The 24,835-nt window shown below is 72.7% G+C and carries 21 protein-coding genes; 10 read left to right on the top strand and 11 right to left on the bottom strand.

Features of this window, described 5'->3' with window-relative positions; translation table 11 throughout:
* The first annotated feature begins 114 nt into the window (after window positions 1-114).
* The 4 genes from HNR02_RS35605 (at window position 115) to HNR02_RS23800 (ending at window position 4,814) form a co-directional block, all read left to right on the top strand.
* Window positions 115-1,260 carry a sensor histidine kinase gene (locus tag HNR02_RS35605; RefSeq protein ID WP_218903058.1) on the top strand — a complete coding sequence of 382 codons (1,146 nt, stop codon included), beginning with the start codon at window positions 115-117 and terminating at the stop codon, window positions 1,258-1,260.
* Window positions 1,257-1,928 (top strand): response regulator, encoded by a 672-nt coding sequence (locus HNR02_RS23810; protein WP_312861112.1) that lies wholly within the window; start codon window positions 1,257-1,259, stop codon window positions 1,926-1,928. Before HNR02_RS35605 ends, HNR02_RS23810 begins: the two co-directional genes overlap by 4 nt.
* 78 nt (window positions 1,929-2,006) lie before the next feature.
* Window positions 2,007-3,551, top strand: coding sequence for a carboxylesterase/lipase family protein (locus tag HNR02_RS23805; RefSeq protein WP_179775336.1), 1,545 nt, complete (start codon window positions 2,007-2,009; stop codon window positions 3,549-3,551).
* A gap of 42 nt (window positions 3,552-3,593) precedes the next feature.
* Window positions 3,594-4,814: an FAD-dependent oxidoreductase gene (locus tag HNR02_RS23800; protein WP_179775335.1), complete on the top strand. Its 1,221-nt coding sequence runs from the start codon at window positions 3,594-3,596 to the stop codon at window positions 4,812-4,814.
* Here the strand turns inward: HNR02_RS23800 and HNR02_RS23795 are convergent, their stop codons facing one another.
* The 9 genes from HNR02_RS23795 to HNR02_RS23755 form a co-directional block, all read right to left on the bottom strand.
* Window positions 4,815-5,429 (bottom strand): TetR/AcrR family transcriptional regulator, encoded by a 615-nt coding sequence (locus tag HNR02_RS23795; protein ID WP_179775334.1) that lies wholly within the window; start codon window positions 5,427-5,429, stop codon window positions 4,815-4,817.
* Between the two features lie 67 nt (window positions 5,430-5,496).
* The gene (locus tag HNR02_RS23790) at window positions 5,497-6,618 is read right to left on the bottom strand and encodes an ABC transporter permease (RefSeq protein WP_179775333.1); all 1,122 of its coding nucleotides are present in this window, start codon (window positions 6,616-6,618) and stop codon (window positions 5,497-5,499) included.
* Complete coding sequence (locus tag HNR02_RS23785) at window positions 6,618-7,496, bottom strand: ABC transporter ATP-binding protein (RefSeq protein ID WP_179775332.1); 879 nt, start codon at window positions 7,494-7,496, stop codon at window positions 6,618-6,620. The genes HNR02_RS23790 and HNR02_RS23785 overlap by 1 nt, the downstream gene beginning before the upstream one ends.
* A gap of 83 nt (window positions 7,497-7,579) precedes the next feature.
* The gene (locus HNR02_RS23780; protein WP_179775331.1) at window positions 7,580-8,242 is read right to left on the bottom strand and encodes a response regulator; all 663 of its coding nucleotides are present in this window, start codon (window positions 8,240-8,242) and stop codon (window positions 7,580-7,582) included.
* Window positions 8,239-9,519, bottom strand: a complete 1,281-nt coding sequence (locus HNR02_RS23775; RefSeq protein WP_246338624.1) for a sensor histidine kinase — start codon at window positions 9,517-9,519, stop codon at window positions 8,239-8,241. The genes HNR02_RS23780 and HNR02_RS23775 overlap by 4 nt, the downstream gene beginning before the upstream one ends.
* A 133-nt stretch (window positions 9,520-9,652) precedes the next feature.
* Window positions 9,653-10,813 (bottom strand): NAD(P)/FAD-dependent oxidoreductase, encoded by a 1,161-nt coding sequence (locus HNR02_RS23770; RefSeq protein WP_179775330.1) that lies wholly within the window; start codon window positions 10,811-10,813, stop codon window positions 9,653-9,655.
* Complete coding sequence (locus HNR02_RS23765; RefSeq protein ID WP_179775329.1) at window positions 10,810-12,261, bottom strand: sodium:solute symporter family protein; 1,452 nt, start codon at window positions 12,259-12,261, stop codon at window positions 10,810-10,812. The genes HNR02_RS23770 and HNR02_RS23765 overlap by 4 nt, the downstream gene beginning before the upstream one ends.
* A 17-nt stretch (window positions 12,262-12,278) precedes the next feature.
* Window positions 12,279-13,412: an N-methyl-L-tryptophan oxidase gene (gene solA, locus HNR02_RS23760; RefSeq protein ID WP_312861111.1), complete on the bottom strand. Its 1,134-nt coding sequence runs from the start codon at window positions 13,410-13,412 to the stop codon at window positions 12,279-12,281.
* Between the two features lie 86 nt (window positions 13,413-13,498).
* Entirely contained in the window at window positions 13,499-14,206 is a 708-nt protein-coding gene (locus HNR02_RS23755; RefSeq protein ID WP_179775327.1) for a GntR family transcriptional regulator, read from the bottom strand.
* Between the two features lie 98 nt (window positions 14,207-14,304).
* Here HNR02_RS23755 and HNR02_RS23750 point away from each other — a divergent pair, with 98 nt between their 5' ends.
* The 3 genes from HNR02_RS23750 (at window position 14,305) to HNR02_RS23740 (ending at window position 18,709) form a co-directional block, all read left to right on the top strand.
* A complete protein-coding gene (locus HNR02_RS23750) occupies window positions 14,305-15,909 on the top strand; it encodes a DNA polymerase domain-containing protein (protein WP_446680330.1) in 1,605 nt (534 codons plus the stop codon).
* A 309-nt stretch (window positions 15,910-16,218) separates the two neighbouring features.
* Window positions 16,219-17,661, top strand: coding sequence for an MDR family MFS transporter (locus HNR02_RS23745; protein WP_179775325.1), 1,443 nt, complete (start codon window positions 16,219-16,221; stop codon window positions 17,659-17,661).
* 34 nt (window positions 17,662-17,695) lie between these two features.
* Window positions 17,696-18,709 (top strand): RluA family pseudouridine synthase, encoded by a 1,014-nt coding sequence (locus tag HNR02_RS23740; protein WP_179775324.1) that lies wholly within the window; start codon window positions 17,696-17,698, stop codon window positions 18,707-18,709.
* Here HNR02_RS23740 and HNR02_RS23735 read toward each other — a convergent pair.
* A complete protein-coding gene (locus tag HNR02_RS23735) occupies window positions 18,643-19,854 on the bottom strand; it encodes an acetyl-CoA C-acetyltransferase (RefSeq protein ID WP_179775323.1) in 1,212 nt (403 codons plus the stop codon). The two genes, HNR02_RS23740 and HNR02_RS23735, sit on opposite strands and share 67 nt — an antisense overlap.
* Window positions 19,855-20,041: 187 nt before the next feature.
* Here HNR02_RS23735 and argG point away from each other — a divergent pair, with 187 nt between their 5' ends.
* Window positions 20,042-21,493 carry an argininosuccinate synthase gene (gene argG / locus HNR02_RS23730; protein WP_179775322.1) on the top strand — a complete coding sequence of 484 codons (1,452 nt, stop codon included), beginning with the start codon at window positions 20,042-20,044 and terminating at the stop codon, window positions 21,491-21,493.
* Window positions 21,494-21,531: 38 nt separating this feature from the next.
* Here the strand turns inward: argG and HNR02_RS23725 are convergent, their stop codons facing one another.
* Window positions 21,532-22,377, bottom strand: coding sequence for a glycerophosphodiester phosphodiesterase (locus tag HNR02_RS23725; RefSeq protein WP_179775321.1), 846 nt, complete (start codon window positions 22,375-22,377; stop codon window positions 21,532-21,534).
* Window positions 22,378-22,534: 157 nt separating this feature from the next.
* Between HNR02_RS23725 and HNR02_RS23720 the strand changes: the two genes are divergently transcribed.
* Window positions 22,535-23,116 (top strand): TetR/AcrR family transcriptional regulator, encoded by a 582-nt coding sequence (locus tag HNR02_RS23720; protein ID WP_179775320.1) that lies wholly within the window; start codon window positions 22,535-22,537, stop codon window positions 23,114-23,116.
* Window positions 23,113-24,714 carry an MDR family MFS transporter gene (locus tag HNR02_RS23715; RefSeq protein ID WP_179775319.1) on the top strand — a complete coding sequence of 534 codons (1,602 nt, stop codon included), beginning with the start codon at window positions 23,113-23,115 and terminating at the stop codon, window positions 24,712-24,714. The genes HNR02_RS23720 and HNR02_RS23715 overlap by 4 nt, the downstream gene beginning before the upstream one ends.
* The last annotated feature ends 121 nt before the right edge of the window (window positions 24,715-24,835 follow it).

Genomic DNA, 24,835 nt, shown 5'->3' with positions numbered 1-24,835 from the left:
GCACCCGCCGTCCCGGGCACATCGCACCGGCGGCCGGACCGCCCCCGCCTTCCGATCGGCGGCGTTCGACTTTCGGCTATGGGGAACACCGCGGACCGCGGTTACCCTCGGCTGGTGCCGCCTCCCTGCATCCGCTCCGTCCTGGCCGGTGTGGCCGTCGTGTTCGCCGGGATCGGGACACTGACCGCGGCGACCGTGCTCACGCGGACCGGGACAGCAGGGGCGAACCTGCCGTTCGACATCGCCACCGGAGGGCTCGCGGTGCTCGGCGCGCCGTTGCTGCTGCGGTGGCCGGTGCGGGTGGCCTCGGCGCTCCAGGTGCTGGCCACCCTGTCCCCGGCGGGAACTCCCGCCGCGACCGTCGCCGTGCTGCAGGCGGCGCGGGAGCGGCCCCTGCGGATCGCGCTGCCGATGGGCGCGGCAGGCGCGGCGGCCCATGCCGTGCAGGGGCTGATCTGGCCGGTGGCGGGCCTGTCCTACGGGTGGTTCGTGGTCCTCGACGTCGTCGTGCACGCCGCGCTGGTGGCCTGGGGCGCGTGGGCCCGGACCCGGCAGGAGCTGGTCGCGTCGCTGCGGGAACGCCTGCACCAGGCCGAAACCGGCCAGGCCGAACGGGTGGCCGCGGCACGGGCGGCGGCCCGGTCGGCCGAGCGGGCCCGGATCGCGCGGGAGATGCACGACGTCCTGGCGCACCGCCTCTCGCTCGTGGCCACCTCGGCGGGCGCGCTGGAGTACCGGCCGGACGCCCCGCCGGAGCGGATCGCGCGCGCGGCGGGTGTGGTGCGGGAGGGCGTGCACCAGGCACTGGAGGAGCTGCGGGACGTCATCGGCGTGCTGCGAGCCGACACGCCGGTCAGCGACGGCAACCTGCCGCAGCCGGAGCTGGCCGACGTGGCCGCGCTGGTCGGCGAGGTGACCGCGGCGGGCTCGGAGGTCCGGCTCACCGACGACACCGGTTCCGCGGCGGCTCCGGCGTCCACCGGGCGCGCGGCCTACCGCATCGTGCAGGAGTGCCTGACCAACGCACGCAAGCACGCGCCGGGCCTGCCGGTGCAGGTCGACCTGTCCGGCGCGCCCGGCGACGGGCTGCGCATCCTGGTGCGCAACGCACTGCCCGCGCGGCCCGCCGCCGCCCCACCCGGCGCCGGAACCGGGCTCGTCGGGCTGGCCGAGCGCGCCGAGATCGCGGGCGGGCGGCTGCGGCACGGTCGTGACCAGGACCGGTTCGTCGTCACCGCTGAGCTACCGTGGCCCGCGTGACCGATCCCCGGAACCCGGAACGGCCCGTGCGCGTGCTGGTCGTCGACGACGACGCGCTGGTCCGCAACGCGCTGACGATGATGCTCGACGGCGCCGACGGCATCCGCGTCGTGGCCGAGGGCTCCGACGGCGAGGAGGCACTGGCGCTCGCCGACGCGCACGGCCCGGATGTGGTGCTGATGGACGTGCGGATGCCCCGCCTCGACGGCATCACCGCCACCCGGCGGCTGCGAGCCCGTCCGCGGCCGCCGGAGGTCGTCGTGCTGACCACGTTCGACACCGACGAGAACGTGCTGCACGCCCTGCGCGCGGGCGCCACCGGGTTCCTGCTCAAGGACATTCCGCCCGGCCGGATCGTCGAGGCCGTGCGGCAGGCCGCCGCCGGGGAGCCGATGCTGTCCTCCGGCGTGATCCGGCGCCTGATGCGGCGGATCACCACCGCCGGGGACACCCTGGAGCGTGCGCGGCGGGCACTGAGCGCGCTCAGCGCCCGCGAACACGAGGTCGCGCTCGCCGTCGCGCGGGGCGGGTCCAACGCCGAGATCGCGTCCGAACTGGACACCAGTGTCGCCACCGTCAAGGCGCACATCTCCCACGCGCTGACCAAGCTCGCACTGGACAACCGCACCCAGATCGCAGTGCTGGTGCACGACGCGGAACTCCGGTAGGCCACTTCGACTTTCGGCTACCCCGGTTTGCTCCGGCGGCCGATGCGGCGAACCGGCTCCGGCTGGTCTCCTGCGGGCATGAAGATCGCATGGCTGCTCGTTCTCGTTCTGCTGGCCGCGACCGCCTGCGGGTCTCCTCCGGCGCCCGATCCGGCGGCCGTCCGCGTCACCGGCGGGCTGATCGAGGGACAGGTGGACGACGCGGCCCGGCAGTTCCTCGGGATCCGCTACGCCCAGCCGCCCACCGGCGAGCGCCGGTGGACCCTGCCCGAGCCCGCGGCACCGTGGGACGGCGTCGCGCGGGCCACCGAACCCGGGCCGCGCTGCCCGCAGGGGTCGCCCGCGGCGGTTCCCGGCACCCGCACCGACGAGGACTGCCTGTTCCTCAACGTGACCACCCCGCCCGACGTGCGGCCCGGCGAGCGGCTGCCGGTCGTGGTGTGGTGGCACGGCGGCGGGTTCACCAGCGGCAGCGGCGCGGAATACGACGCCCGCCGTCTCGCCGGGGACGGGCGCCTCATGGTGGTGACGGTGAACTACCGCCTCGGCGTGCTCGGCTACCTCGGCCTGCCCGGCCTGGCCGGGTCCGGCAACTTCGGCTTCGCCGACCAGGTGGCGTCGCTGCGCTGGGTGCACGACAACGCCGAGGCGTTCGGCGGGGACCCGGACAATGTCACGGTCGCCGGGCAGTCCGCCGGGGGCATGGCCGCCTGCGCTCTGCTGACCTCGCCCGAAGCCGCTCTCGTGGATCGCGCGATCGTCTCCTCCGGCGCGTGCTCGCTGCGCTGGCCCGCCGGCACACTGTTCCCGTCGGCGCCGGAGTCCGCGCCCTACGTTCCGGTGGCGGACAACCGGTCCACCGGCGCCGCGGCCGCGGCTTCGCTGGGCTGCTCTGGCGAGCGCGCGCTGGCGTGCCTGCGGTCCCGTCCGGTCGCCGATCTGGCCCCGGTCGACCAGCTGTTCGCGAACAACCTCGCCTACGGCACCCCGCTGCTGCCCGAGGACCCGGCGGCCGTGCTGCGCGAGGGACGCGCCGCCCGCGTCCCGGTGATCTACGGCGGCACGCGCGCCGAAGCCTCCTCCTTCATGGCCGGGGCGGCCGCGATCCGTCCACAGTGGTTCGAAGCCGCGGCCTACCCCGGTCTGATCGGCGGGTTCGGCGATTCCGCCGCGGCTGTGGCGGCCCGCTACCCGCTGCGGGACTACGACTCGCCGGTGGCGGCATGGTCGGCCGTGTCCACCGACGCCGCCTGGGCCTGCCCCACGCGCGCCGACGTCTCCGCGCTGGCCCGCACCACGACCGTCTATGCCTACGAATACGACGACCCGGACGCGCCCGACGTCAACGGCGTCGCCGTGACCGGCCCCGCGCACGCCACCGACCTGCCGCTGGTGTTCGACCTCGGCGGCCGGGACCTGCGGGCGACTCCGGCGCAACGGGAGCTGGGCGATCTCGTCGTGGGCTACTGGGCCGCCTTCGCCCGCACCGGCTCCCCGGGGCCCGGATGGGAAGCCGCCCGACCGGAGCACCCGGTGGCGCAACGGCTCGCGCCCGGCGCGGTCGCCCCGGTGGACACCGGCGCCGGGCACCGCTGCGATTTCTGGGCGGGCCGCCACTACTGACCAGCCGGACAGACATCTGACCGATCGGTTAGATTCGCGGTCGTGGACGAGACCGACGTGTGTGTCGTGGGTGGCGGGCCGGCCGGAATGGTGGCCGGGTTGTTGTTCGCGCGGGCCGGAGCGCGGGTCACGGTGCTGGAGAAGCACGCCGATTTCCTGCGGGACTTCCGCGGCGACACGGTGCATCCGGGTACCCTGCGCCTGCTGGACGAGCTGGGTCTGGGCGAGCGGTTCGCCGCGCTGCCCCGCGGGATCCTGGCGGAGATGCGGATGCGGATCGGCGACCGGGTGGTCGTCGCCGCCGACTTCCGGCGGGTTCCGGGCCGCTACCCCTCCATCGCGATGGTGCCGCAGGGCGATTTCCTCGACCTGCTCGCCGGCGAAGCGGAGCGCGAGCCGACGTTCACGCTGCGACGCGACACCGAGGTGCCGGGGCTGCGTCACGACGGCGACCGGGTGCCCGGGGTGCACTGGCGCGGCACCGACGGCACCACGGGCACGATCGCCGCCACCCTGGTGCTCGCCTGCGACGGACGCGACTCGGTGGTGCGCGCCGAAGCCGGGTTGCCGGTGCGGGAGCTGCCCGCGCCGATGGACGTGTGGCAGGTCCGGGTCCCGGCCGGTCCCGCCGGCGAGACCACCGACGGCCGGGTGTTCGGCCGCTTCACCCGCGGGCTGGCCGCGGTGACGATGGACCGCGGCGACTACTACCAGACCTCCTACCTCATCCCGAAGGGCCAGGACGCCGCGTTGCGGGCCCGCGGGCTGGAGGCGTTCCGGCGCGACCTGGCGGACCTGTTCGACTGGCCACCCGAGCGGCTCGCCGGAATCACCACGTGCGACGACGTGCAGCTGCTGAACGTGCGGGTGAACCGGGTACGCCGCTGGTACCGGCCGGGGCTGCTCTGTCTCGGCGACGCCGCGCACGCGATGTCCCCGGTGGGCGGGGTCGGGGTCAACCTCGCCGTACAGGACGCCGTCGCCGCCGCCCGCATCCTGGCCGGGCCCCTGCGCCGCGGCACCCTCCGCACCCCCGACCTGGCCCGCGTCCAGCGCCGCCGCAACCTGCCGATGGTGGTGGCGCAGGCCCAGCAACACGGCGAGCACCAGACGCTGCTGCGGCCCGCACTCGAGGGCACTTTGGACGGAGTGCCGTTGATGCTGCGTGCCGTGGACCGGTTCCCGGCGCTGCGCGGGCTCACCGCCCGCCTCGGCGGCATCGGGGTGCGACCCGAACACGCACCGCCGTTCGCCCGGCGCTGATCAGCTCGCCTCGACCGCGCGCAGCACGAACGTCTCCAGCTCGTCCGCCGCCGCGGTGAGGTCGAGACCGGGGTCGGCGAGCCATTGCGACACCACGTTGTCGATCGCGCCGCCGATGGCGAGCGCGGTCGTCTTCGCGTCGAACGGGCGGAACACGCCCTCGGCCTGACCGGCCGCGAGCAGCTCGGCCAGCATCTGCCACCGCTGGTTGCGGTCGTGCTGGCCGGGCTGCCGGAACCGCGTCCCGCCCCGGTCGTCCAGCAGCACCTCGGTGATGAGCCGGACGTGCGTGCGGTGGCCGCCCTGGTAGTCGATCAGGCCGCGCACGTAGGCCGACAGCCGCGCCCGCGTGTCCGGCGCGGCCGCCATCCGGTCCAGGACGTGCGCGCCGAACGCCTCGAACACGTGCCCGAGCGTCGCTTCGGCCAGATCGTCCTTCGATCCGAAGTGGTACAGCACGGCGGCCTTCGACACGCCCGCGTGCTCGGCGATCGCGGCCAGCGACGCGCCACCGTAGCCGCGCGCGGAGATCACCTCGATCGTGGCCTCGATCAGCTGACGGCGGCGCGCCTGTTCGGTGAACGTCGGCTTGCCGCCGGTGCGGCGCGCGGCCATCGCCCCTCCTCGATCCGGTGCCCGGCCCCGATGCTAACCGGCGGCCCCGGCCGGCCCGGCGCCGTCCTCACTCGCGGCTGCGCCACGCCTTCGCCAGCGCCACCTTGCCGCCGGTCTGCAGCAGCGCCCCGGTGTAGAGCCGGCTCGCCAGCGCCACGATCAGCACCACCGACACGGCCAGCACCCCCAGTGACACCAGCGCTTCCCACGCCTGCGCCTCGCCGGTGAACAGGCGCACCGGCATCGCGACCGCCGCGGAGAACGGGAGGTAGGACAGCACACCGAGCAGGGTCGCGTTGCCGGAGGCGAACATCACCGCGAAATAGGGTCCCATCACCAGCATCATGACCAGCCCGATGCTGGAACCGAGGTCCTCCTGCCTGCTCACCACCGAACCGGCGACCGCCCACATTCCCGCCAGCAGCACGAAACCCGCGCACACGAACGGCACGAACCACCCCAGTGCCGGCGCCACCACCGCGAGCAACGCGGACTGGCCGCCGAGGCTGAGCGCGACCGGCCCGGCGACGGCGATCACGGCGACCTGCAGGACCGTCAGCAGCGTGTGCCCCAGCACCTTCCCGGCGAGCAGCGCCCGCACCGGGACGGTGACCACAAGGATCTCCACGATCCGGGTCTGCTTCTCGGTCACCGTGCTCTGGGCGATGGCCATCCCGCCCATGCCGACCATCAGGAACACCAGCGCGAACACCATGATCACCAGCTGCCGCGCGCCCGGTCCGACGTCACCGGGTTCGAGCAGGTCCACCGGTGGCGAGACGCTCAGCGCCATGACCACGTCCGTGGGCGGGTCGTTGAGCGCCAGCACCCGCACCCCGCTCGCGGCGTCGGGCACCATCGCCGCCTCGACTTCCTCGGTGCGCACCAGTTCACGGGCGGCGCCGATGTCGGCGACCTCGCGCACGTCCAGCTCCGCCGCGGAGGCCATCTGCGCGGCCTGCGGGCCGACGGCGGCCACGCTCGGCGGCCCCCCGGCGAACACCGACGGCAGGATGCCCGCCGCGAACAGGCCGGCCACGATCACGGCGAGCCCGATCCAGAACCCCTTGGTGCGCAGGAAGGACCGGACCTCACGTTCGGCGACGAGCCTCGTCGCGGTCCAGAACGACGTGCCCCCTTCGTCTCCGTCCGGACGGATGTCCACCTTGGACGGTGTCAGCGTGGTCATCACACGGCCTCCTTGAAGATCTCTTCCAGCGAAGGCACGACGGGCTGGAAGCTGCGCACCTCTCCCCGCCGCAGCGCCGCCTCCAGCACCCGCTGTTCACCGCCGCCCGAGGGCTCGAACACCGCCCGCGGCCCGTCGACGCTGAGCACCTGGACGCCGGGCTGGTCGCGCACCCAGCCGGCGTCGGCGTCCACCACGAGTTCGAACCGGGACGTGCCGTAGCGGGCATGCAGTTCCTCCCGCGTCCCGGCCGCCGTGATCGCCCCGCGGGAGATGATCACCACGTCGTCGCAGAGCCGCTCGACCAGCGAGAGCTGGTGGCTGGAGAACAGCACCGGCACCCCGGAGGCGGCACGCTCGCGCAGGACGGTGAGCACGATGTCGGCGGCCAGCGGGTCGAGCCCGGAGAACGGCTCGTCCAGGATCAGCATCATCGGGTCGTGCACCAGCGCGGCGGCGACCTGGGCGCGCTGCTGGTTGCCCAGCGACAGCTCCTCCAGCCGGTCGTCCGCGCGCCCGCCCAGTTCCAGCTGGTCCAGCAGGCGGCCGGTGGCCGTGCGCGCCGCGTCGTCGTCGAGCCCGTGCAGCCGGCCGAGCCAGGCGATCTGCTCGCCGACCTTCATCTTCGGGTAGAGGCCGCGTTCCTCGGGCATGTAGCCGAACCGCCGCCGCTGCGCCGGGGTCATCTCGCGGCCGTGCCAGGTGACCGTGCCGCCGTGCGCGGCAAGGACGCCGAGGATGATCCGCATGGTGGTGGTCTTGCCGGACCCGTTGGCGCCGAGGAAGCCGGTCATGCGGCCCGGCCGCACCGCGAACGACACGTCGTCGAGCACGCGGTGATCGCCGAAGCTCCGGCTGAGTGAGGTCACGGTCAACATGACCGGAACGCTATCCGGCCAGGGCCGCCGTGGCGTCCGGCCGCGGGCCGACCCGCGGGGTCCTCCTCGCGGAGGACCCGGGTTCAGGCCAGGCCGGGGGCGACGATGCCCTGTTCGTAGGCGAAGACCACGGCGTGGGTGCGGTCGCGCAGGCCGAGCTTGCGCAGGATCCGCGACACGTGGGTCTTGACGGTGGTCTCGCCCAGGTACAGCTCGGCCGCGATCTCGCCGTTGCTGGCGCCGCGGGCCATCAGCACCAGCACCTCGAACTCGCGGTCGGTGAGGTCGGGCGGGCGGCGGCCCGCGGGGGTGGTCGTGGTGAACCGGGCGATCACGCGCCGCGTCACCTCCGGCGAGAGCAGCGCGTCACCGCGGGCGACGATGCGCACCGATTCGACGAGGTCCTCGGGCGAGGCGTTTTTCAGCAGGAACCCGCTCGCGCCCGCGCGCAGCGCCTCGAACAGGTAGTCCTCGTGGTCGAACGTGGTCAGGATGACCACCTTCACCGCCGATTCCGCGGGGTGGTCGCCGAGGATGCGGCGCGTGGCCTCCAGCCCGTCCACGCGCGGCATCTGCACGTCCATCAGGACGACATCGGGGCGCACGCGCCGCGTGACCTCGACCGCCTCGGCGCCGTCCCGTGCCTCGCCGACGACGTCGATGCCCTCCTCCGTCCCGAGGATGACCCGGAAGCCGGCGCGGACCAGGTCCTGGTCGTCGGCCAGCACGACGCGCAGCGTGCTCACGGGATCGCCGCTTCCGCGTGCCGGGGCGCGGGCAGGCTGGCCCGCACCAGGAACCCGCCGTCCCGGCGAGGGCCCGCCTCGAATTCGCCGTCGTGCACGGCGGTCCGTTCCCGCATGCCGATCAGGCCGAACCCGGAGGACGGTGAGCCGCCGTGACCGTCGTCCGTCACCTCGATCTCCAGGCTGTTCTCCAGGAACCGGACCCGCAGCTCGGCGGAGCGGGCACCGGAGTGCCGGACCACGTTGGTCAGGGCCTCCTGCGCGACGCGGTAGGCGGTCATCGCGACGCTGTCCGGGACGGGGCGGGGCTCGCCGTACTCGCCGTAGCGCACGTCCAGGCCCGCGGACCTGGTGGCCGCCACCAGATCGGGCAGCTGCGCCAGCCCCGGCGATGCCTCGTGGTCCTCCCCGGTGTCCGGCTCCGAGCGCAGCACGCCGAGCAGGCCGCGCAGCTCGCTGATGGCGGTGCGGGCGGTCTCTTCGACCGTGCGCAGTGCCGAGCCGGCCAGCTCGTGGTCGCGGTCGAGCACGCGGCGCGCGGCGGACGCCTGGATGCCCATCACGGAGACGTGGTGGGCGACGACGTCGTGCAGGTCGCGGGCGATGCGCACCCGCTCGGCGATGATGGCGCCGCGCGCGTTCTGCTCCTGCGAGGCCCGCAGCTGCTCGGCCTGGCTCGCCAGCTCGGCCCGGCTGCGCGCGGAGCGCCACGCGAGTTCGCCGAAGAAGTAGGCGGAGAGGAAGAACAGCAGGTTGAACACGACCTGGTGGAGCACGGTCGCGACCAGCGGGTCCAGTGGCCCGGCCGCCTGGGGCAGCTCGGCGGGCGAGACCGCGTAGGCCACCAGGCCGATGCCCAGCCACACGAACATCGCCACGATCACCGCGACCCGTGTCCACCGCGCCCGCACTCGGTGGCGGGACCAGGCGCCCGCGCTGTAGATGGCGAGGAACAGCGCGACCGAGGGCATGATGCTGTCGCCGACGTGGCGCACCTGCGCGGCGATGAACACCACGCCGAGTACCGCGAGCACCGCCAGCGGGAACCGGCGCCGCCACGCCAGCGGCACGGTCAGGGCCGGGATCCACGCGAACTGCTCGGCCAGCGACGGCGCCGAGCCGAACACGAACATGCCCATGCTGTTGGTCAGCAACGTCATCCCGGCCGAGAGCACCAGGACGAGCACCATGAGCACGACGTCCTGCCGCTGCTCACGCGCCGTCGGCCGGGGCCGCTGCCACCGCCCCCAGCCCGGCTGCCGCTCCGGTCCGTCCATGGCCGACACGGTAACCCAGTGCGCTGACGTGGCCGGGAAGCAGACCGCGAGCGGAACCGGGTGAGACCTGCGAGTGACCGGCCGACGCGGGTGCCGCCGCGCCGGAGGGCACCCGCCCGGTGCGGCGGAGGGGTCACTGCTGCCCGGCGAACCGGGCCGGCTGGAGCGCGGGCAGGCCGGTGGCGCCGATGAGCCGCTGTGGACGGAAGTCGGCGAGGAGGTCGGCTGGTTCGCCGGTGCGGAGTTCTTCCGCGGCGAGTCGCCCGAGCAGCGGACCGAGCGTGATCCCGCTGTGGGTGGCGATGGTGTAGATCCGCCCGCGGTCGCCGAGGAACCCGGCCACGGTGCGGCCGTCGGCGGGCATCGCGCGCTGACCGATCCGCAGCGACTCCAGCCGGGCGCCCCGGGTTCCGTCGAGCAGATCGCCGAGGCGACGGCACAACTCTTCGGCATGGTGGCCGTCGGGCGCGGGCGGGGCGGCCGGGTCGGCGTCGGCGTCGAGGTCCAGTCCCTGGATGATCAGGCGCCCGCCGCCATCCGGGCGGGCGTTGAGCCGCGGTGTGGTCAGGACGCGGTCCAGCCGGGTGGGCAGCGGGGTGGTGTAGCCGAGCATGCCGACGGTCGCGGTACCGGCGGCATCGGGGTCGGCCATCGGGATACGATGCCCGGTGGTGGCGGTGAGCGCTTCGGTCCAGCGTCCCACGGTGAGCACGACCGCGTCGGCCTCCGCGACGCCGTCGGAGGTGTCGAGCCGCACTCCGCTGTCCGTTTCGGACACGCCCAGCACTTCGGCCGGACACCGCAGGCGCGCGCCGTGGTCACGGGCTTCACCCCACAGCCGCGCCACGAGCAGGGCCGGGAAGATGTGGCCCTCCGTGGGGTAGTACGCGATGTCCGCCACCCCGTCCGGCACGCGCAGGTCGGGCACCTGGTCCCGGGCCTGCCGCGGGGTGATCCAGGTGACCGGGTAGTCGCGGGCGGCGAGCTCGGCGGCCGACGCGGCGAGCCGGTCCGCGCCGTCGGGATCCGAGGCCCACTCGAGGTTTCCGGTGCGCACCAGCCACGGCGAGGGTCCCTCCGCGGCGAGGGCGTCGTGCTCGGCGAGGCCGGCGACGTTGAGGTCGTGGTAGGAGCGCGGGTTCTTGCTGTGCGAGTTGGTCCAGGCGAACGAGGTGCCCGAGGTCCCGGCCAGTGGCGCGGACCGTTCGAACACGGTCACCTCGGCGCCGGCCACCGCGAGCGAGCGGGCAACGCCCGCGCCCAGGACTCCGAGGCCGACGACGGCGATCTTCATGGTTCCCTCACAATCTCGCGGTGCACGGCCGGCGCGGGTGCGGCCGCCCTCTTGGTGGACGTCACGGCGGCCATGAACAGCAGCACCACGGCGGAGGCGGCGATGCCGTAGACCGCGTACGGCACGGTGGTGTCCAGGATCTGCGCGGTGCCGCATCCGGCGATACCGGCCACCATGCCGGCGATGGCCGTCGCGGGCGTCAGTGTCCGGCGGCGGTGCAGCAGGTAGCCGAGGAAGATCGGCGCGGCCAGCGCCGCCGCCGAGTAGGCGTAGGTGGCCACGAGCCACGGCAGGGCCTGCGGGAACACCACCGCCAGCACGGCCGCGACGATCGACACGACCACGGTCAGCAGCCGCGACACCGCCACGGTGCGGCGCTCCCCCGGCTTCCTGCCCACGATGTTCTGGTAGACGTCGCGGGTGAGGTTCGCGGTGACCGACTGCAGGGCGGCGCCGCTGGTCGCCACGATCGTGGAGACGAGGAACGCGGCGAAGACGATGAGCATCCACGACGGGAGCTGGGTGAGCAGCCACCCGGCCGCGTCCTCCTGGTCGGCCAGGTTCGGGTTCATCGCGCGCACCGCGAGCCCGATGCAGCCGGCGTAGACCCCGCTGATGAGCATCGTCAGACCGGAGAAGGCGAGTCCCCGGCGCGCGTCGCCGATCCGTTTCGTCGCGAAGACGCGCTGGTAGTAGAGCTGGTTGGTGAGCGTGCCGGGGATGATCGCGGCGGCCCACAGCCAGATCTGCTTCCAGCCCACCGCGGTGACGCCCTCCAGGCTCCACAGCCGGGACGGCACCGTCTCGGTGAGATGCGTCCAGCCGCCGGCCAGGTGGATGCCGTAGAGCGCGACGGCGATCGCCATGGTGATCTTGAACAGACCGAACACGAAATCGGCCCACGCCACCGAGGTCAGGCCCCCTGGCAGCACGAACGTCAGCGACGCGATCGTGATCACCGTGACGAGCACGGGCAGCGGGATCCCGGTCAGCTGGCCGAAGAGCCGGGCGAAGGCGACGAACTGGGTCGCGATCCAGCCGAACGGGACCACGAGCGCGGCCAGCGCGGCGATGGAGGTGAGCAGCCGGTTCTCGCCGAACAGGCGGGTGACCACGTCGGGCACGGTGGTGAACCGTTGCTGGCGCAGCCACTTCGCGATCAGCATGAGCAGGAAGAACCCGACCAGCACGCACCCTTCGTAGACGAACACCGACCAGCCCGAGCTGTATCCGATCCCGACGTGGGCGATGAGCACGCCACCGCCCGCGGCCGCGGCGAACTGGGTGATGACGACGACGAACAACGGCAGCGACTCGTTGGCGGCGAGCCAGTCCTGCGACGTCTTCGCCCGCCGTCCGAAGTAGAGGGACATGGCGGCGCCGGCGCCGATCACCAGCAGGCTGGCGAGCACGATCCCGGCGATCTGCGCGGTCGAACCCGTGGACATGGGGTGCCTCCCGGGGATCAGGCGCCGAAGCGGCTGGGGTCGAGGTGGCCGATGTCGTGGCCGGTGCCGCCGGTGAGGACGAGGTCGGCGCCGATCTCGCCGAAGACCGGGGCGAGTTTGAAGCCGTGACCGGAGAACCCGGTCATGACGGTCGCGGAGCGGACTCCGGGGAGCGCGCCGAGCAGCGCGTGATCGTCGGGCGTGAACCCCTCGGCGTAGGTGGTGATCCGGATCGGGTGCGGGACGACACCGGGCAGCAGCCGGGCCGCGGCCGCCGAAGCGGCACGGGCGAACTCCGGGGCCGCGGTGCGGGGCAGCGCGTCCGGGCCCTCCACCACCGGGAACCCGAGGTGGTGCGGCACGATCTTGATCGACACACCGTCCAGCGACGGGAAGCACGAGAACGCGGCTTCGGGGTGGCGGCGGATGGCGATCGGCAGCCGGTCCGGGCGGTGGGCGGCCTGGTCACGGGCGGCGAACCAGCAGGCGGTGATCATCCGGACCTCGACCGGCAGCCCCCGCAGCGGTTCGAGGCGCGGAGCCCACGGCCCCGGCGCGAAGACCACGTGGTCGACGTCGAAGTGCCTGCCCTCGCTGGTGATCCGCCATCCGGCGGCGGTTTCGGCGACCTCGTGGACGGGGTGGTGCGGCAGCAGCGTCGCACCGGCGTCCACCGCGGCGTGCAGGGCGGCCTGCACCGCGGGCTCGGGACGCAGGACCCCGGCCGCCGGATCGAACACCGCCACCTCGTCCTCGTCGGCGGTGTGCTGCGGAAACCGCTTGGCCACCTCGTGGGCGCCGAGGATCTCGTGCGCGAGACCGTGCTCGCGCGCGCAGCGCTGGACGGCCTGGACATCCGGGTGGCCTGCGCTGCCGAGGGTCAGCCCGCCGCACAGCGTCAGCAGACCGGTGCCCGTGGCACGTTCCAGATCACGCCACAGGTCGCCGGACCTCCGCAGCAGCGGAACGTAGTTCGCCCCTTCCTTGTACGCGGTCCGGAAGATGCGCGACTCACCGGCGGAGGCGCCGCGATCGTGGCCGGGTGAGTGGGCGTCGAAGGCCAGTACCTCGGCCCCTCGGCGGCTGAGCTGCCAGGCGGTCATCGCACCGATCACTCCGGTGCCGATGATCGCGATTCGCCGGGTCGTCACGGTCACACTCCTTTGTGTACTGTCGTGAAACTGGGCAGGGGGCATCGGCCGATCGCGGCGGATCGGCTCGGTTCGGTGGGTCCGGGCTACGGGATGGTCTGCTCGAGGAAGTATTCGACGAGGTCGGGGCGGACGATGTACCAGGACGCTTCGGCGAGTTCGCCGTCCGCGAGCCAGGTCAGCCGCCGCAGGCGGATCACGGCCGTGCCCGCGGGCAGCCGCAGCCGGTGCGCGGTCTCCTCGTCGAGGTTGACCGGGTCGATGTAGACGCGGGATTTCGCGGCCGGGATGCCGGCACGCGCGAAGTAGTCGTGCATCGTGAGGTGGACGAGGTCCTCCTCGCGCAGCCGGGGCGCGACCGCGAACGGGACGACGCTCAGCTCGACGGCGATCGGGTTCTCGTCGACGTCGAACTTCAGCCGCCGCAGCTGGTGCACCGGCGCGTCGCCGGCGACGCCCGGCAGGTCGGCCTCGGCCTCGCGGGCCGGGATCAGCGTGACCGCGTCCACCGCGTGCCTGCCCGGGATCTCCGGTCCTTTCAGCACGGGGTTGGCCACGCGCAGCAGGTTTTCCTGCCGCGCGCCGGAGGCGACGAACGTGCCCCGCCTGCGGTGACGCTCCACCAGCCCGGCCTGCGCCAGCTCGGTGAGCACCCGCTGCGCGGTCGCCCGGCCGACGGAGTGCTCCCGCTGCAGTTCGGCTTCGGTGGGCAGCCGACTTCCCGGCGGCAGCGCGCCCGAGCGGATCCGCTGCTCCAGCTCGGTGCGGATCCGCAGGTACGCCGGCATCGCCATGGCAGAAATCTAGCCGAGCACTAATTGACCGGTCAATACTTGATTTGGCCGGTCAAAATCAGAAGCATGGTCGGCACCGTCCTGGGTACCTCCGGGTGGTGGGCGCACGCAGGGATCGGGACCGGCTCACCTCGTACCGGGCCAAGCGGGATTTCCCGGTGACCGGGGAGCCCGCCGGTGCGCCCGCGAAGGCCGGGCCGGGCCGCCGGTTCGTCGTGCAGCGGCACCGTGCCCGGCGGTTGCACTACGACTTCCGGCTGGAGGTGGACGGCGCGCTGGCGAGCTGGGCGGTGCCGAAGGGGCCGACGCTGGACCCCGGGGTGCGGCAGCTCGCGGTGCACGTCGAGGACCATCCGCTGGAGTACGCCGACTTCGAGGGTGTCATCCCACGCGGCCAGTACGGCGGTGGCGACGTGATCGTCTGGGACCGGGGCACCTGGCAGCCGGCCGACGGTGCCGATCCGGTGCGCGCGATCGGTGACGGTGAGCTGCACTTCGACCTGCGGGGCGAGAAACTGACCGGCCGGTTCGCGCTCGTGCGCACCCGCGACAAGGGCCGCGGCAAGGAGCAGTGGCCGCTGATCCACAAGCACGACGAGCACGCCTCCTCCGGGTGGGATCCGGAGGACCTGCCGCGCTCGGTCAAGACGGGCCGCACCAACGACGAAGTGGCCGCGGCACCGGAGGCGCTGTGGCGCAGCGGCGTGCCCGCGAAGGAGGCCGAGCTGCCGCTGGCCGCACCGGCCGGCAGCTGGGAACCGCCGGACGACGACGAACTCGCCGCGCTGGACGAACTCGGCAAGGGCGGCACCTGGACCGTGGCCGGCCGCCGGCTCAAGCTCACCAATCTGGACAAGGTGCTGTTCCCCGGCACCGGCGGCGAACCACCGGTGACGAAGCGGGACCTCATCCGCTATAGCGCGTCGATCGCCCCGTTCATGCTGCCCTACCTCGCCGGGCGGCCGGTCAACGCGCACCGCTACCCCGACGGGGTGGACCGGCCGGGCTTCTGGCACAAGGAGGTGCCCGGCCACGCCCCGGACTGGCTGACCCGCTGGCACAACACCGACGCCGACCCCGGCGAGACCCAGTGCTACGCGGTGCTGGACAGCGTGCCCGCGCTGGTGTGGATGGTGAACTTCGGCGGCGTCGAGCTGCACCCGTGGACCTCGCGGCTGCCGACCGTGCACGAGCCCACCTGGGCGCTGATCGACATCGACCCGGGACCCGCCACCGGCTTCGGCGACGTCCTCGAACTCGCCCGCCCGTACCGCACGGCGCTGGAGCACCTGGGCGTGGCAGGCATGCCGAAGGTCACCGGGCAGCGCGGCGTCCAGATCTGGGTGCCGGTCGCCGGCGGCTACACCTTCGACGACACGCGGGCCCGGGTGGAGAAGGTGTCGCGGGTGGTCGGCCGGGTGCTGCCCGACCTGGTGAGCTGGCGCTGGTACAAGAACGAGCGCGGTGGCCGCGCCCGCCTCGACTACACCCAGAACGCGATCAACAAGACCCTGGTCGCGCCGTTCAGCCCGCGCCCGGCCCCGTGCGCGCCGGTCTCGGTCCCGATCACCTGGGACGAGCTCGACGACCCGGATCTGCGCCCGGACCGCTGGACCGTCCGGACGGTGCTCGACCGCGTCCGTGACGCGGGGGATCCGCTCGCCCCGCTCATCGGCCGTCCGCAGCACCTGCCCGCACCGTGACACCCATCCGTCCACAACGGACAGTCCCACCTCGCGCGAGTCCCACCTTCCCGCACGTGAGCCCCACGTTCCGGACGGCGAGCCGCCCCGTGCTCGCGCCACCGCGGTCGCGCTCCACGGAGCGTGCCCGGTCCGCGGCCGGTTTCGCCCGACGAACCGGAACTTTCGTCACGATCGCCGGAAATTAAGTGGACCGGAAAGGCGTTGGCGCCGTATACAGAAGACACGGCCCTCGCCCCTGCCCGGGCGCCGGCCGCTTCGGCGGCGCCGACGCCGCGATCCCGCACACGATTCCTGGAAGGTGCTCGCATGCCCGCCCCCACGACCGCTCCGGCCGACGCCGCCCACGAGGCCCCGCCGCGAGCCGGTCTGCTGATCGGTGTGCTGGTCGTCTCGGCGTTCGTGATGATCCTCAACGAGACGATCCTGAGCGTCGCGTTGCGGGACCTCACCGTGGACCTCTCTGTGTCCACGCCCACCGTGCAGTGGCTGACCAGCGGGTTCCTCCTGACGATGGCCGTGGTCATCCCGGCCACCGGGTTCCTGCTCGAACGGTTCACCCCGCGGCAGGTGTTCCTCGCCTCGCTGATCCTGTTCAGCCTCGGCACCACGGTGAGCGGCCTCGCGCCGGGCTTCGGGATGCTGCTGGTCGGCCGCGTCGTGCAGGCGTGCGGTACCGCCGTGATGCTGCCGCTGCTGATGACCTCGGTGATGCGCATGGTGCCGCCCGCGAAGCGGGGCGCGACGATGGGCACGATCACGATCGTCATCGCCGTCGCCCCCGCGATCGGCCCGACCATCGGCGGCGCCGTGCTGTCCGGGCTCGGCTGGCGCTGGATGTTCTGGACCGTGCTGCCCCTCGCGCTCGCCGCGCTGGTCATCGGCGCCGTCTGGTTCCGCCTGACCGGCAACCCCCGCGCGGTGCCGCTCGACGTGCCGTCCGTGCTGCTGTCGGCGCTCGGGTTCGGCGGGGTGCTCTACGGACTGGCCGCGGTCGGCGAGTCCGGCGGCCACCACGCGGTGCCGCCGTGGGTGCCGATCGTCGTCGGGCTCGCGGCGCTGACCGTGTTCACCTGGCGCCAGACCCGCCTGCAGCGCGACGACCGCGCCCTGCTCGACCTGCGGCCGTTCACCCACCGCAGCTTCGTGATCGCCCTGACGCTGACCGCGCTGCTGTTCGTGTGCCTGCTCGGTGTCGCCTCGATCATGCTGCCGCTGTACCTGCAGACCGTCTTGCACACCAGCACGTTCGTCAGCGGACTGGCCGTCCTGCCCGGCGGCCTGGTCCTCGGCCTGCTGGGCCGTCCGGTCGGCTCCCTGTTCGACCGGTACGGTGCCCGGCCGCTGGTGATCCCCGGCGCGACGGCGATGGCCGCGTCGTTGTGGCTGTTCACCACGCTCGGCCCGGGTTCTCCGCTGGCGCTGGTCATCGTCATCCACGTCCTGCTGATGGCCGGGCTGGGCCTGATGATGACCCCGCTGATGACCGAGGCGCTCGGGGTGCTGCCCGACCACCTCTACTCGCACGGCAGCGCGATCCTCGCGACGCTGCAGCAGGTGGCCGGCGCGTTCGGCACGGCGGTGTTCGTCAGCGTCGCCACGATCGGCAGCAACGACCCGGCAGGCACCCCGGACGCGTCCGGGCTCCGGCTGGCGTTCGTCGTCGCCGGCGTCGTCGGCCTCCTGGCACTGGTCACCTCGCTGTTCGTGCGGTGCACCACGGGAGCCGGCGAGCCGGTGAGCATCCACTGACCACGCTCTCGTCCGGACCGGCAGCGGAGGCGGTATGAGCCGCGGGAGGCCGGCGCCGCTGCCGCGGCGCCACGGGCTCGACCCGGCGCGGTTGAAGCTGCCCGCCGAAGGCTCGTGGGCCACCATCCGCGATCACCTCGCCGAGCGCCTGACGCGGCTGCCCGAGGGCCGGCTCGACGAGATGCTCGCCGAGGAACGGATCGTGGGCGCCGACGGGCCGGTCACGGCGGACACCCCGTTCCGGCCCGGATCGTTCGTGTGGTTCCACCGCGACCTGCCGGAGGAGGTGCCGGTGCCGTTTCCCATCGGCATCGTGCACCGCGACGAGCACATCGTCGTGGCCGACAAGCCGCATTTCCTGGCGACGATCCCGCGCGGGCGGCACGTGCTGGAGACCATGCTCGTCCGGTTGCGCCGCGACCTCGGGCTGCCCGAGCTCAGCCCGGCGCACCGGCTGGACCGGGTGACCGCCGGGCTGGTCCTGTTCGTGACGCGACGCGAGTACCGCGGCCGGTACCAGACGTTGTTCCGGGATCGCCGGATCGGCAAGGAGTACGAGGCGGTCGCGCCCGTCGATCCCGCACTCGACCTGCCCGCGCTCGTGCGGAGCCGGATCGTCAAGGACCGCGGGAGCATCACCGCGCGCGAGGTGCCCGGGCCGGTCAACGCGGAGACCCGCGTCGAGCTGATCGAGCACGCCGACGACCGCGGCCGCTACCGGCTCGTGCCCTTCACCGGGCGCACCCACCAGCTGCGGGTGCACATGAACCGCCTCGGCATCCCGATCCTGGGCGACCGCTTCTATCCCACCCTGATCGACACGCCGCTCGACGATTTCAGCCGTCCACTGCAACTGCTCGCGAAGACGCTGGAGTTCACCGACCCGGTGACCGGCGTGCAGCGCCGCTTCGAAAGCCGGCTCGCGCTGGCGGCATGGGATCTCCTACGCGGACTGGAACGGCGGGTGACGCCCGGCGAGGGTCAGACGCGTTCGAACACGGCGGCCAGCCCCTGCCCGCCGCCGATGCACATCGTCTCCAGGCCGTAGCGGGCCTGGCGGCGGGTCATCTCACGGGCCAGGGTCGCGAGAATCCGGGCGCCCGTCGCGCCCACCGGATGGCCCAGCGACACCCCGGATCCGTTGACGTTGAGGCGTTCGTGGTCGGCCTCACCCAGGCCGAGCGCGCGCGTGCAGGCCAGGACCTGCGCGGCGAAGGCTTCGTTGAGCTCGATCAGGTCCAGATCGCCCAGGGACAGCCCCGCCTTGTCCAGCGCCGCCTTCGTGGCGGGCACCGGGCCGATGCCCATCGTCTCGGCGGGCACCCCGGCCCGGGCGAACGACACCAGCCGCACCAGCGGCCGCAACCCCAGCTGGTCCGCCGTCTCGCGGCTGGTGACCAGGCAGGCGGCGGCCGCGTCGTTCTGGCCGCTGGCGTTGCCCGCGGTGACCGTCGCGTCCGGGTCCTGGCGCCGCATCACCGGCTTGAGTTTCGCCAGGCCCTCGGCGGTGGTGTCCCGGCGCGGATGCTCGTCGGTGTCGACCACCGTCTCGCCCTTGCGGGACCTGACCGTGACCGGGACGATCTCGTCCTTGAACAGGCCGCCCTCGATGGCTGCCGCGGCGCGCTGCTGCGAGCGCAGCGCCAGTGCGTCCTGGTCCTCGCGCGAGATCGAGTATTCGCGGCGCAGGTTCTCCGCCGTCTCGATCATCCCGCCGGGCACCGGGTGGTTCACCCCGCCCGCCGTGGAGCGGCCACGGGCCAGCGAATCGTGCAGCTGCAGGCCCGCGCCCTTGATCCCCCACCGGCCCTCATGCGTGTAGTACGGCGCGGCGCTCATCACCTCGGCACCGCCGGCCAGCACCACGTCGCTGAACCCGGCGCGGATCTGCATCGCCGCGTCCAGCACCGCCTGCAGGCCCGATCCGCAGCGCCGGTCGATCTGGATGCCGGTGACCGTGTCCGGCAGGCCCGCGTCCAGCGCCGCGACCCGCCCGATCGCGGGTGCCTCCGACGTCGGGTAGGCGTGGCCCAGGATGACCTCGTCGATCCGTTCCGGGTCGACGCCGGTGCGCTCCACCACGGCGGACAGCACGTGCGCGGCGAGCGCGGCGGGCGTCTGGCCCGCCAGCGCACCCCCGAACCGGCCGATCGGCGTGCGCAGCGGCTCGCAGATGACGACGTCGACGGACATGCGTTGTCCTCCCAGTGGTGCGACGGGCTGTCAGCCGACACTCGCATCCCCGCACCGGCAAGTCCAATACCCGATTCCCACTCCGGTGAGACGCCCGTCGTCTCACCCGGCGCCGCCGTCTCGGGCAACCCACATCACACCGACCCGGTTTGCATGATCATGCATCCGCATGCATATACTGTCTCCCGTGTCCAAGGTGCTCACTTCTCTGCCTGTCGGCGAACGTGTCGGGATCGCTTTTTCCGGCGGCCTCGATACCTCGGTTGCGGTCGCGTGGATGCGCGAGAAGGGTGCGGTGCCCTGCGCCTACACCGCCGACATCGGCCAGTACGACGAGCCCGACATCGCGTCGGTCCCGGGGCGCGCCAAGACCTACGGCGCGGAGATCGGCCGTCTGGTCGACTGCCGCGAGGCACTCGTCGAGGAGGGGCTGGCCGCGCTGGCCTGCGGCGCCTTCCACATCCGCTCGGGCGGGCGCGCCTACTTCAACACCACCCCGCTCGGCCGGGCCGTCACCGGCACGCTGCTGGTGCGCGCGATGCTGGAGGACGACGTCCAGATCTGGGGCGACGGCTCCACCTTCAAGGGTAACGACATCGAACGGTTCTACCGCTACGGCCTGCTCGCCAACCCGGCGCTGCGGATCTACAAACCGTGGCTGGACGCCGACTTCGTGACGGAACTGGGCGGCCGCACCGAGATGTCGGAGTGGCTGACCGCCCGCGACCTGCCCTACCGCGCGAGCACCGAGAAGGCCTACTCCACCGACGCCAACATCTGGGGCGCCACCCACGAAGCGAAGGCGCTGGAGCACCTCGACGCCGGCATCGAGCTGGTCGAGCCGATCATGGGCGTCCGGTTCTGGGACCCCGCCGTCGAGATCGCGGCCGAGGACGTCACCGTGGCCTTCGAGCAGGGCCGCCCGGTGCGCATCAACGGCAAGGAGTTCACCACCTCCGTCGACCTGGTGCTGGAGGCCAACGCGATCGGCGGGCGGCACGGCCTGGGCATGTCCGACCAGATCGAGAACCGCATCATCGAGGCCAAGAGCCGCGGCATCTACGAGGCACCGGGCATGGCGCTGCTGCACGCCGCCTACGAGCGACTGGTCAACGCGATCCACAACGAGGACACCGTCGCCAGCTACCACACCGAAGGCCGCCGTCTGGGCCGCCTGATGTACGAGGGCCGCTGGCTCGACCCGCAGTCGCTGATGCTGCGCGAGTCGCTCCAGCGCTGGGTCGGTACCGCGGTCACCGGCGAGGTGACGCTGCGCCTGCGCCGCGGCGAGGACTACTCGATCCTCGACACGACCGGCCCCGCGTTCAGCTACCACCCGGACAAGCTGTCGATGGAGCGGACCGAGGACTCGGCGTTCGGGCCGGTCGACCGCATCGGCCAGCTGACCATGCGCAACCTCGACATCGCCGACTCCCGTGCCCGCCTGGAGCAGTACGCGGGCCTCGGCATGGTCGGCGCGCCCCAGCACCCGACACTGGTCGGCGCCGCCCAGGCCGCCTCGACCGGGCTGATCGGGCCGATGCCCGCGGGCGGGGCGGAGACCATCGCCTCCCGCGGCGGCGCCTCCGAACAGGACGAGTTCCTCGACCACGCCGCGATCGAGTCCGGCACGGACTGACCCGCGCACGGGGGAGGGCACCGCCCTCCCCCGCCGGGTCACCGCCCCGTCAGCGACTGCGGGTAGTCGGTGATGATGCCGTCGACACCGAGGCCGGCCATCTTCCGGATGCTGCCCGGCTCGTCGACCGTCCACACGTTGATGCCCATGCCCAGCTCGTGCACCCGGTCGACCAGGGTCTGGTCGGTCACGGTGTACTGCGGGTTCACGTCGTCGGCCCAGGTGCTCAGCTCGGTCAGCTCCGCGTCGCTCGGCCGCTCCGCGTCGAGCACACCGATGGGCACCTCGGGCAGCAGCGAGTGGAAGGTCTTCGCGTCCTCCACCACGAACGACTGCACCGCGAGCTGCCCGTCGGCGAGGGCGCGCTCGACGTAGCGCGGGTGGGAGCGCAGCGACGCGGCCAGATCCCGCGGCAGGCCGTCGTAGTGGTCGCACGGGCTGATCTCGGCGAGCAGGCCGGTCCGGCCGGCCACGGTCCGGATCACTTCGTCCACCGAGATGACCGGCTCGCCCGCGTACCGGCCGGAGAACCACGATCCGGCGTCCAGTGTGCGCAGCTCGGCCCAGGTGAAGTCCGAGACGCGGTAGGACGGGCGGCCGGGGAAGCGCTCCTCGACGTCGGTGGTGCGCTCCAGTGTGCAGTCGTGGAAGTTGACCAGCTTTCCGTCGCTGGTGCGCTGCACGTCGATCTCCACGAAGTCGGCGTCCTGCCGGATCGCCGTCCGCAGCGCCACCGCGGTGTTCTCCGGTGTGATCCCCGAGGAGCCGCGGTGGGCGATCACGTCGGGTCCCGGTTCCGGTGCCGCGACGGCCGTGCCGCCCGTGACGAGCGCCGGGAACCCGAGCAGAGCGATGAGGGCGAGTCGTATCGCAGTGTTCCGCATGGACGATCATGCTGCGAGCCGCCGGTGACGCACGGGCAACGGGAGCGGATCTCGCGGGAGGACGGAAGGCGAAACCGACTGGTTTCTGCACCCTCTCGGAGATGGTGCAATAATGCACTCTGAGATGAACAGTGCAACTGGAGGCCGGTCGCGACGGATGGCGCGAACCGCCGCGCGGGTGACCACGCTCGCGCGGCAGCTCACCGCCGAGCGCGGGCTGTCCGGCTTCACCGTCGAGGAGGTGTGCGAGCGGGCGGACATTTCACGCCGCACCTTCTTCAACTACTTCGCCTCCAAGGACGACGCCGTCCTGGGGCGCTCACTGCACCGCGACGACGACGAGCACGTGGCCGAGTTCCTCGCGCGCGGCGCCTCCCCCACCCTGCTCGACGACCTGGCGACGCTGACCGCGCGGCGCTGGGCCGACGCCGACATGACCATCGAGAGGTGGCGCGACATCCACGCCGCGGTCGAAGCGGAACCGCGGCTGCTCGCCAAGTTCGTCGGCCACCTGTTCGCCGACCAGCAGTCCGATGTGGAGCTGGTCGAGCGACGGGAGGGCCTGCCTCCCGGTGACCTGCGAGCCGCGGCCGCCGTGCAGATCGTCGGCGCCCTCGCCACCTCGGCCGTGCCCGCCTTCCTCGCCGAGGGCAACGAAACCAGCTTCGCCGACCTCCTCGCGCGACGGCTCGACGCCGCGCGCGCACTCCTGACCACCGAGACCGAACGGACGCCATGACCACCACCGCGCCCGGACCACTGCTGCTGACCCAGCGGCGGATCTGGATCATCTTCAGCGCCCTCATCGCCGGCATGCTGCTGTCGAGTCTGGACCAGACGATCGTCGCGACCGCGATGCCGACGATCGTCGGTGATCTCGGTGGTGTCGAGCACCAGGTGTGGATCACCACCGCCTACCTGCTCGCCACCACGATCGTGATGCCGATCTACGGCAAGTTCGGCGACGTACTGGGGCGGCGGCGGCTGTTCCTCGTCGCGATCGCGTTGTTCACCCTCGCCTCGGTGGGGTGCGCGTTCGCCACGGACTTCTGGGTGTTCGTGGTGTTCCGCGCCCTGCAGGGCTTCGGCGGTGGCGGTCTGATGATCCTGTCGCAGGCGATCATCGCCGACATCGTGCCCGCCAACGAGCGCGGCAAGTACCTCGGCCCGCTCGGTGGCATCTTCGGTCTGTCCGCGGTCGGCGGCCCGCTGCTCGGCGGGTTCTTCGTCGATCACCTCACCTGGCAGTGGGCGTTCTACATCAACATCCCGGTCGGCATCGCCGCGTTCGTCATCGCGCTCGTCGCGCTGACGCTGCCGGCCAAGAAGGCCACCCAGCCGATCGACGTCGCCGGCGTCGTGTTCCTCTCGCTGGCCACCACGTGCCTGATCTTCTTCACCGACTTCGGCGGCGACCGGGCCCACGGCTGGGGCGCGCTGTCGACCTGGGCCTGGGGAGCGGGCCTGCTCGTGTCCGGGGTCGCGTTCGTCCTCACCGAACGGCGCGCCGCGGACCCGATCATCCCGCTGAGCCTGTTCCGCAACCCGATCTTCGTCAACGCCACCGCGATCGGACTGGCGCTGGGCCTGGGCATGTTCGCCGCGATCGGGTTCGTGCCGACGTTCCTGCAGATGTCCTCGGGCACCTCGGCGGCCGCGTCCGGGCTGCTGCTCCTGCCGATGATGGTCGGCCTGATCGGCACGTCGATCATCTCCGGATCGGCGATCACGAAGACCGGCCGCTACCGCATCTACCCGATCCTCGGCACCGTCGTCACCGGCGTCGCGATGGTCCTGATGACCACGCTGTCCGCGGACACGCCGATCTGGCTGATCTGCGTCTACCTGTTCGTGTTCGGCGCCGGGCTCGGGCTGATCATGCAGGTGGTCGTGCTCGTGGTGCAAAACGCCGTGCCCGCCGCCATGATCGGCACCGCGACCAGCACGAACAACTACTTCCGCGAGGTCGGGGCCGCGCTCGGCACCGCGGTGTTCGGCACGCTGTTCACCACGCGCCTGACCGAGAACCTCAACGGGGTCTTCACCGCGGCGGGCGCCTCGGCCTCGGACGCCTCGGCCGCCACGGCGACCCTCGACCCGGCCGCGCTGAACCTGCTGCCGGAACCGGTGCGAAACGGCGTGGTCACCGCCTACGCCGACGCGCTCGCCCCGGTGTTCTGGTACCTGCTGCCGTTCATCGGGATCGCGTTCGTGCTGGCGCTGGTGCTCAAGCAGATTCCGCTCTCCGACGTCGCCGGGCTGGTGGCGCGGGGCGAAGCCATCGGCGGCGAGGAGGCCGAACGGCTGGAAGCCGAGCAACGCACCGGGAAAATCTGACATCACCGCCGCGGTGGGATGGGGCGGCGTGGTCCACCAGATGCGGCTGCCCGCCGAGTACACCGCCCGTGACGAGGGGCATCCCGGACGTCGCCCGTCACCTCGGCGGCCCGCTGAGGTG

The sequence above is a fragment of the Amycolatopsis endophytica genome (genome assembly GCF_013410405.1).
GTDB classification, from domain to species: Bacteria; Actinomycetota; Actinomycetes; order Mycobacteriales; family Pseudonocardiaceae; genus Amycolatopsis_E; species Amycolatopsis_E endophytica.
Note: the sequence above shows the minus strand (reverse complement) of the source record. Positions and strands in the feature narration are given on the sequence as shown.

Bases quoted from the DNA above. Each gene is read 5' to 3' on its own strand.
- HNR02_RS23745 (WP_179775325.1), top strand. From the start codon at position 16,219: ATGCCCGCCCCCACGACCGCTCCGGCCGACGCCGCCCACGAGGCCCCG.
- HNR02_RS23795 (WP_179775334.1), bottom strand. From the start codon at position 5,429: ATGGCCGCGCGCCGCACCGGCGGCAAGCCGACGTTCACCGAACAGGCG.
- HNR02_RS23740 (WP_179775324.1), top strand. From the start codon at position 17,696: ATGAGCCGCGGGAGGCCGGCGCCGCTGCCGCGGCGCCACGGGCTCGAC.
- HNR02_RS23765 (WP_179775329.1), bottom strand. From the start codon at position 12,261: ATGTCCACGGGTTCGACCGCGCAGATCGCCGGGATCGTGCTCGCCAGC.
- HNR02_RS23725 (WP_179775321.1), bottom strand. From the start codon at position 22,377: ATGCGGAACACTGCGATACGACTCGCCCTCATCGCTCTGCTCGGGTTC.
- HNR02_RS23790 (WP_179775333.1), bottom strand. From the start codon at position 6,618: ATGACCACGCTGACACCGTCCAAGGTGGACATCCGTCCGGACGGAGAC.
- HNR02_RS23805 (WP_179775336.1), top strand. From the start codon at position 2,007: ATGAAGATCGCATGGCTGCTCGTTCTCGTTCTGCTGGCCGCGACCGCC.
- HNR02_RS23775 (WP_246338624.1), bottom strand. From the start codon at position 9,519: ATGGACGGACCGGAGCGGCAGCCGGGCTGGGGGCGGTGGCAGCGGCCC.
- HNR02_RS23755 (WP_179775327.1), bottom strand. From the start codon at position 14,206: ATGGCGATGCCGGCGTACCTGCGGATCCGCACCGAGCTGGAGCAGCGG.
- HNR02_RS23770 (WP_179775330.1), bottom strand. From the start codon at position 10,813: ATGAAGATCGCCGTCGTCGGCCTCGGAGTCCTGGGCGCGGGCGTTGCC.
- HNR02_RS23720 (WP_179775320.1), top strand. From the start codon at position 22,535: ATGGCGCGAACCGCCGCGCGGGTGACCACGCTCGCGCGGCAGCTCACC.
- HNR02_RS23785 (WP_179775332.1), bottom strand. From the start codon at position 7,496: ATGTTGACCGTGACCTCACTCAGCCGGAGCTTCGGCGATCACCGCGTG.
- HNR02_RS23735 (WP_179775323.1), bottom strand. From the start codon at position 19,854: ATGTCCGTCGACGTCGTCATCTGCGAGCCGCTGCGCACGCCGATCGGC.
- HNR02_RS23715 (WP_179775319.1), top strand. From the start codon at position 23,113: ATGACCACCACCGCGCCCGGACCACTGCTGCTGACCCAGCGGCGGATC.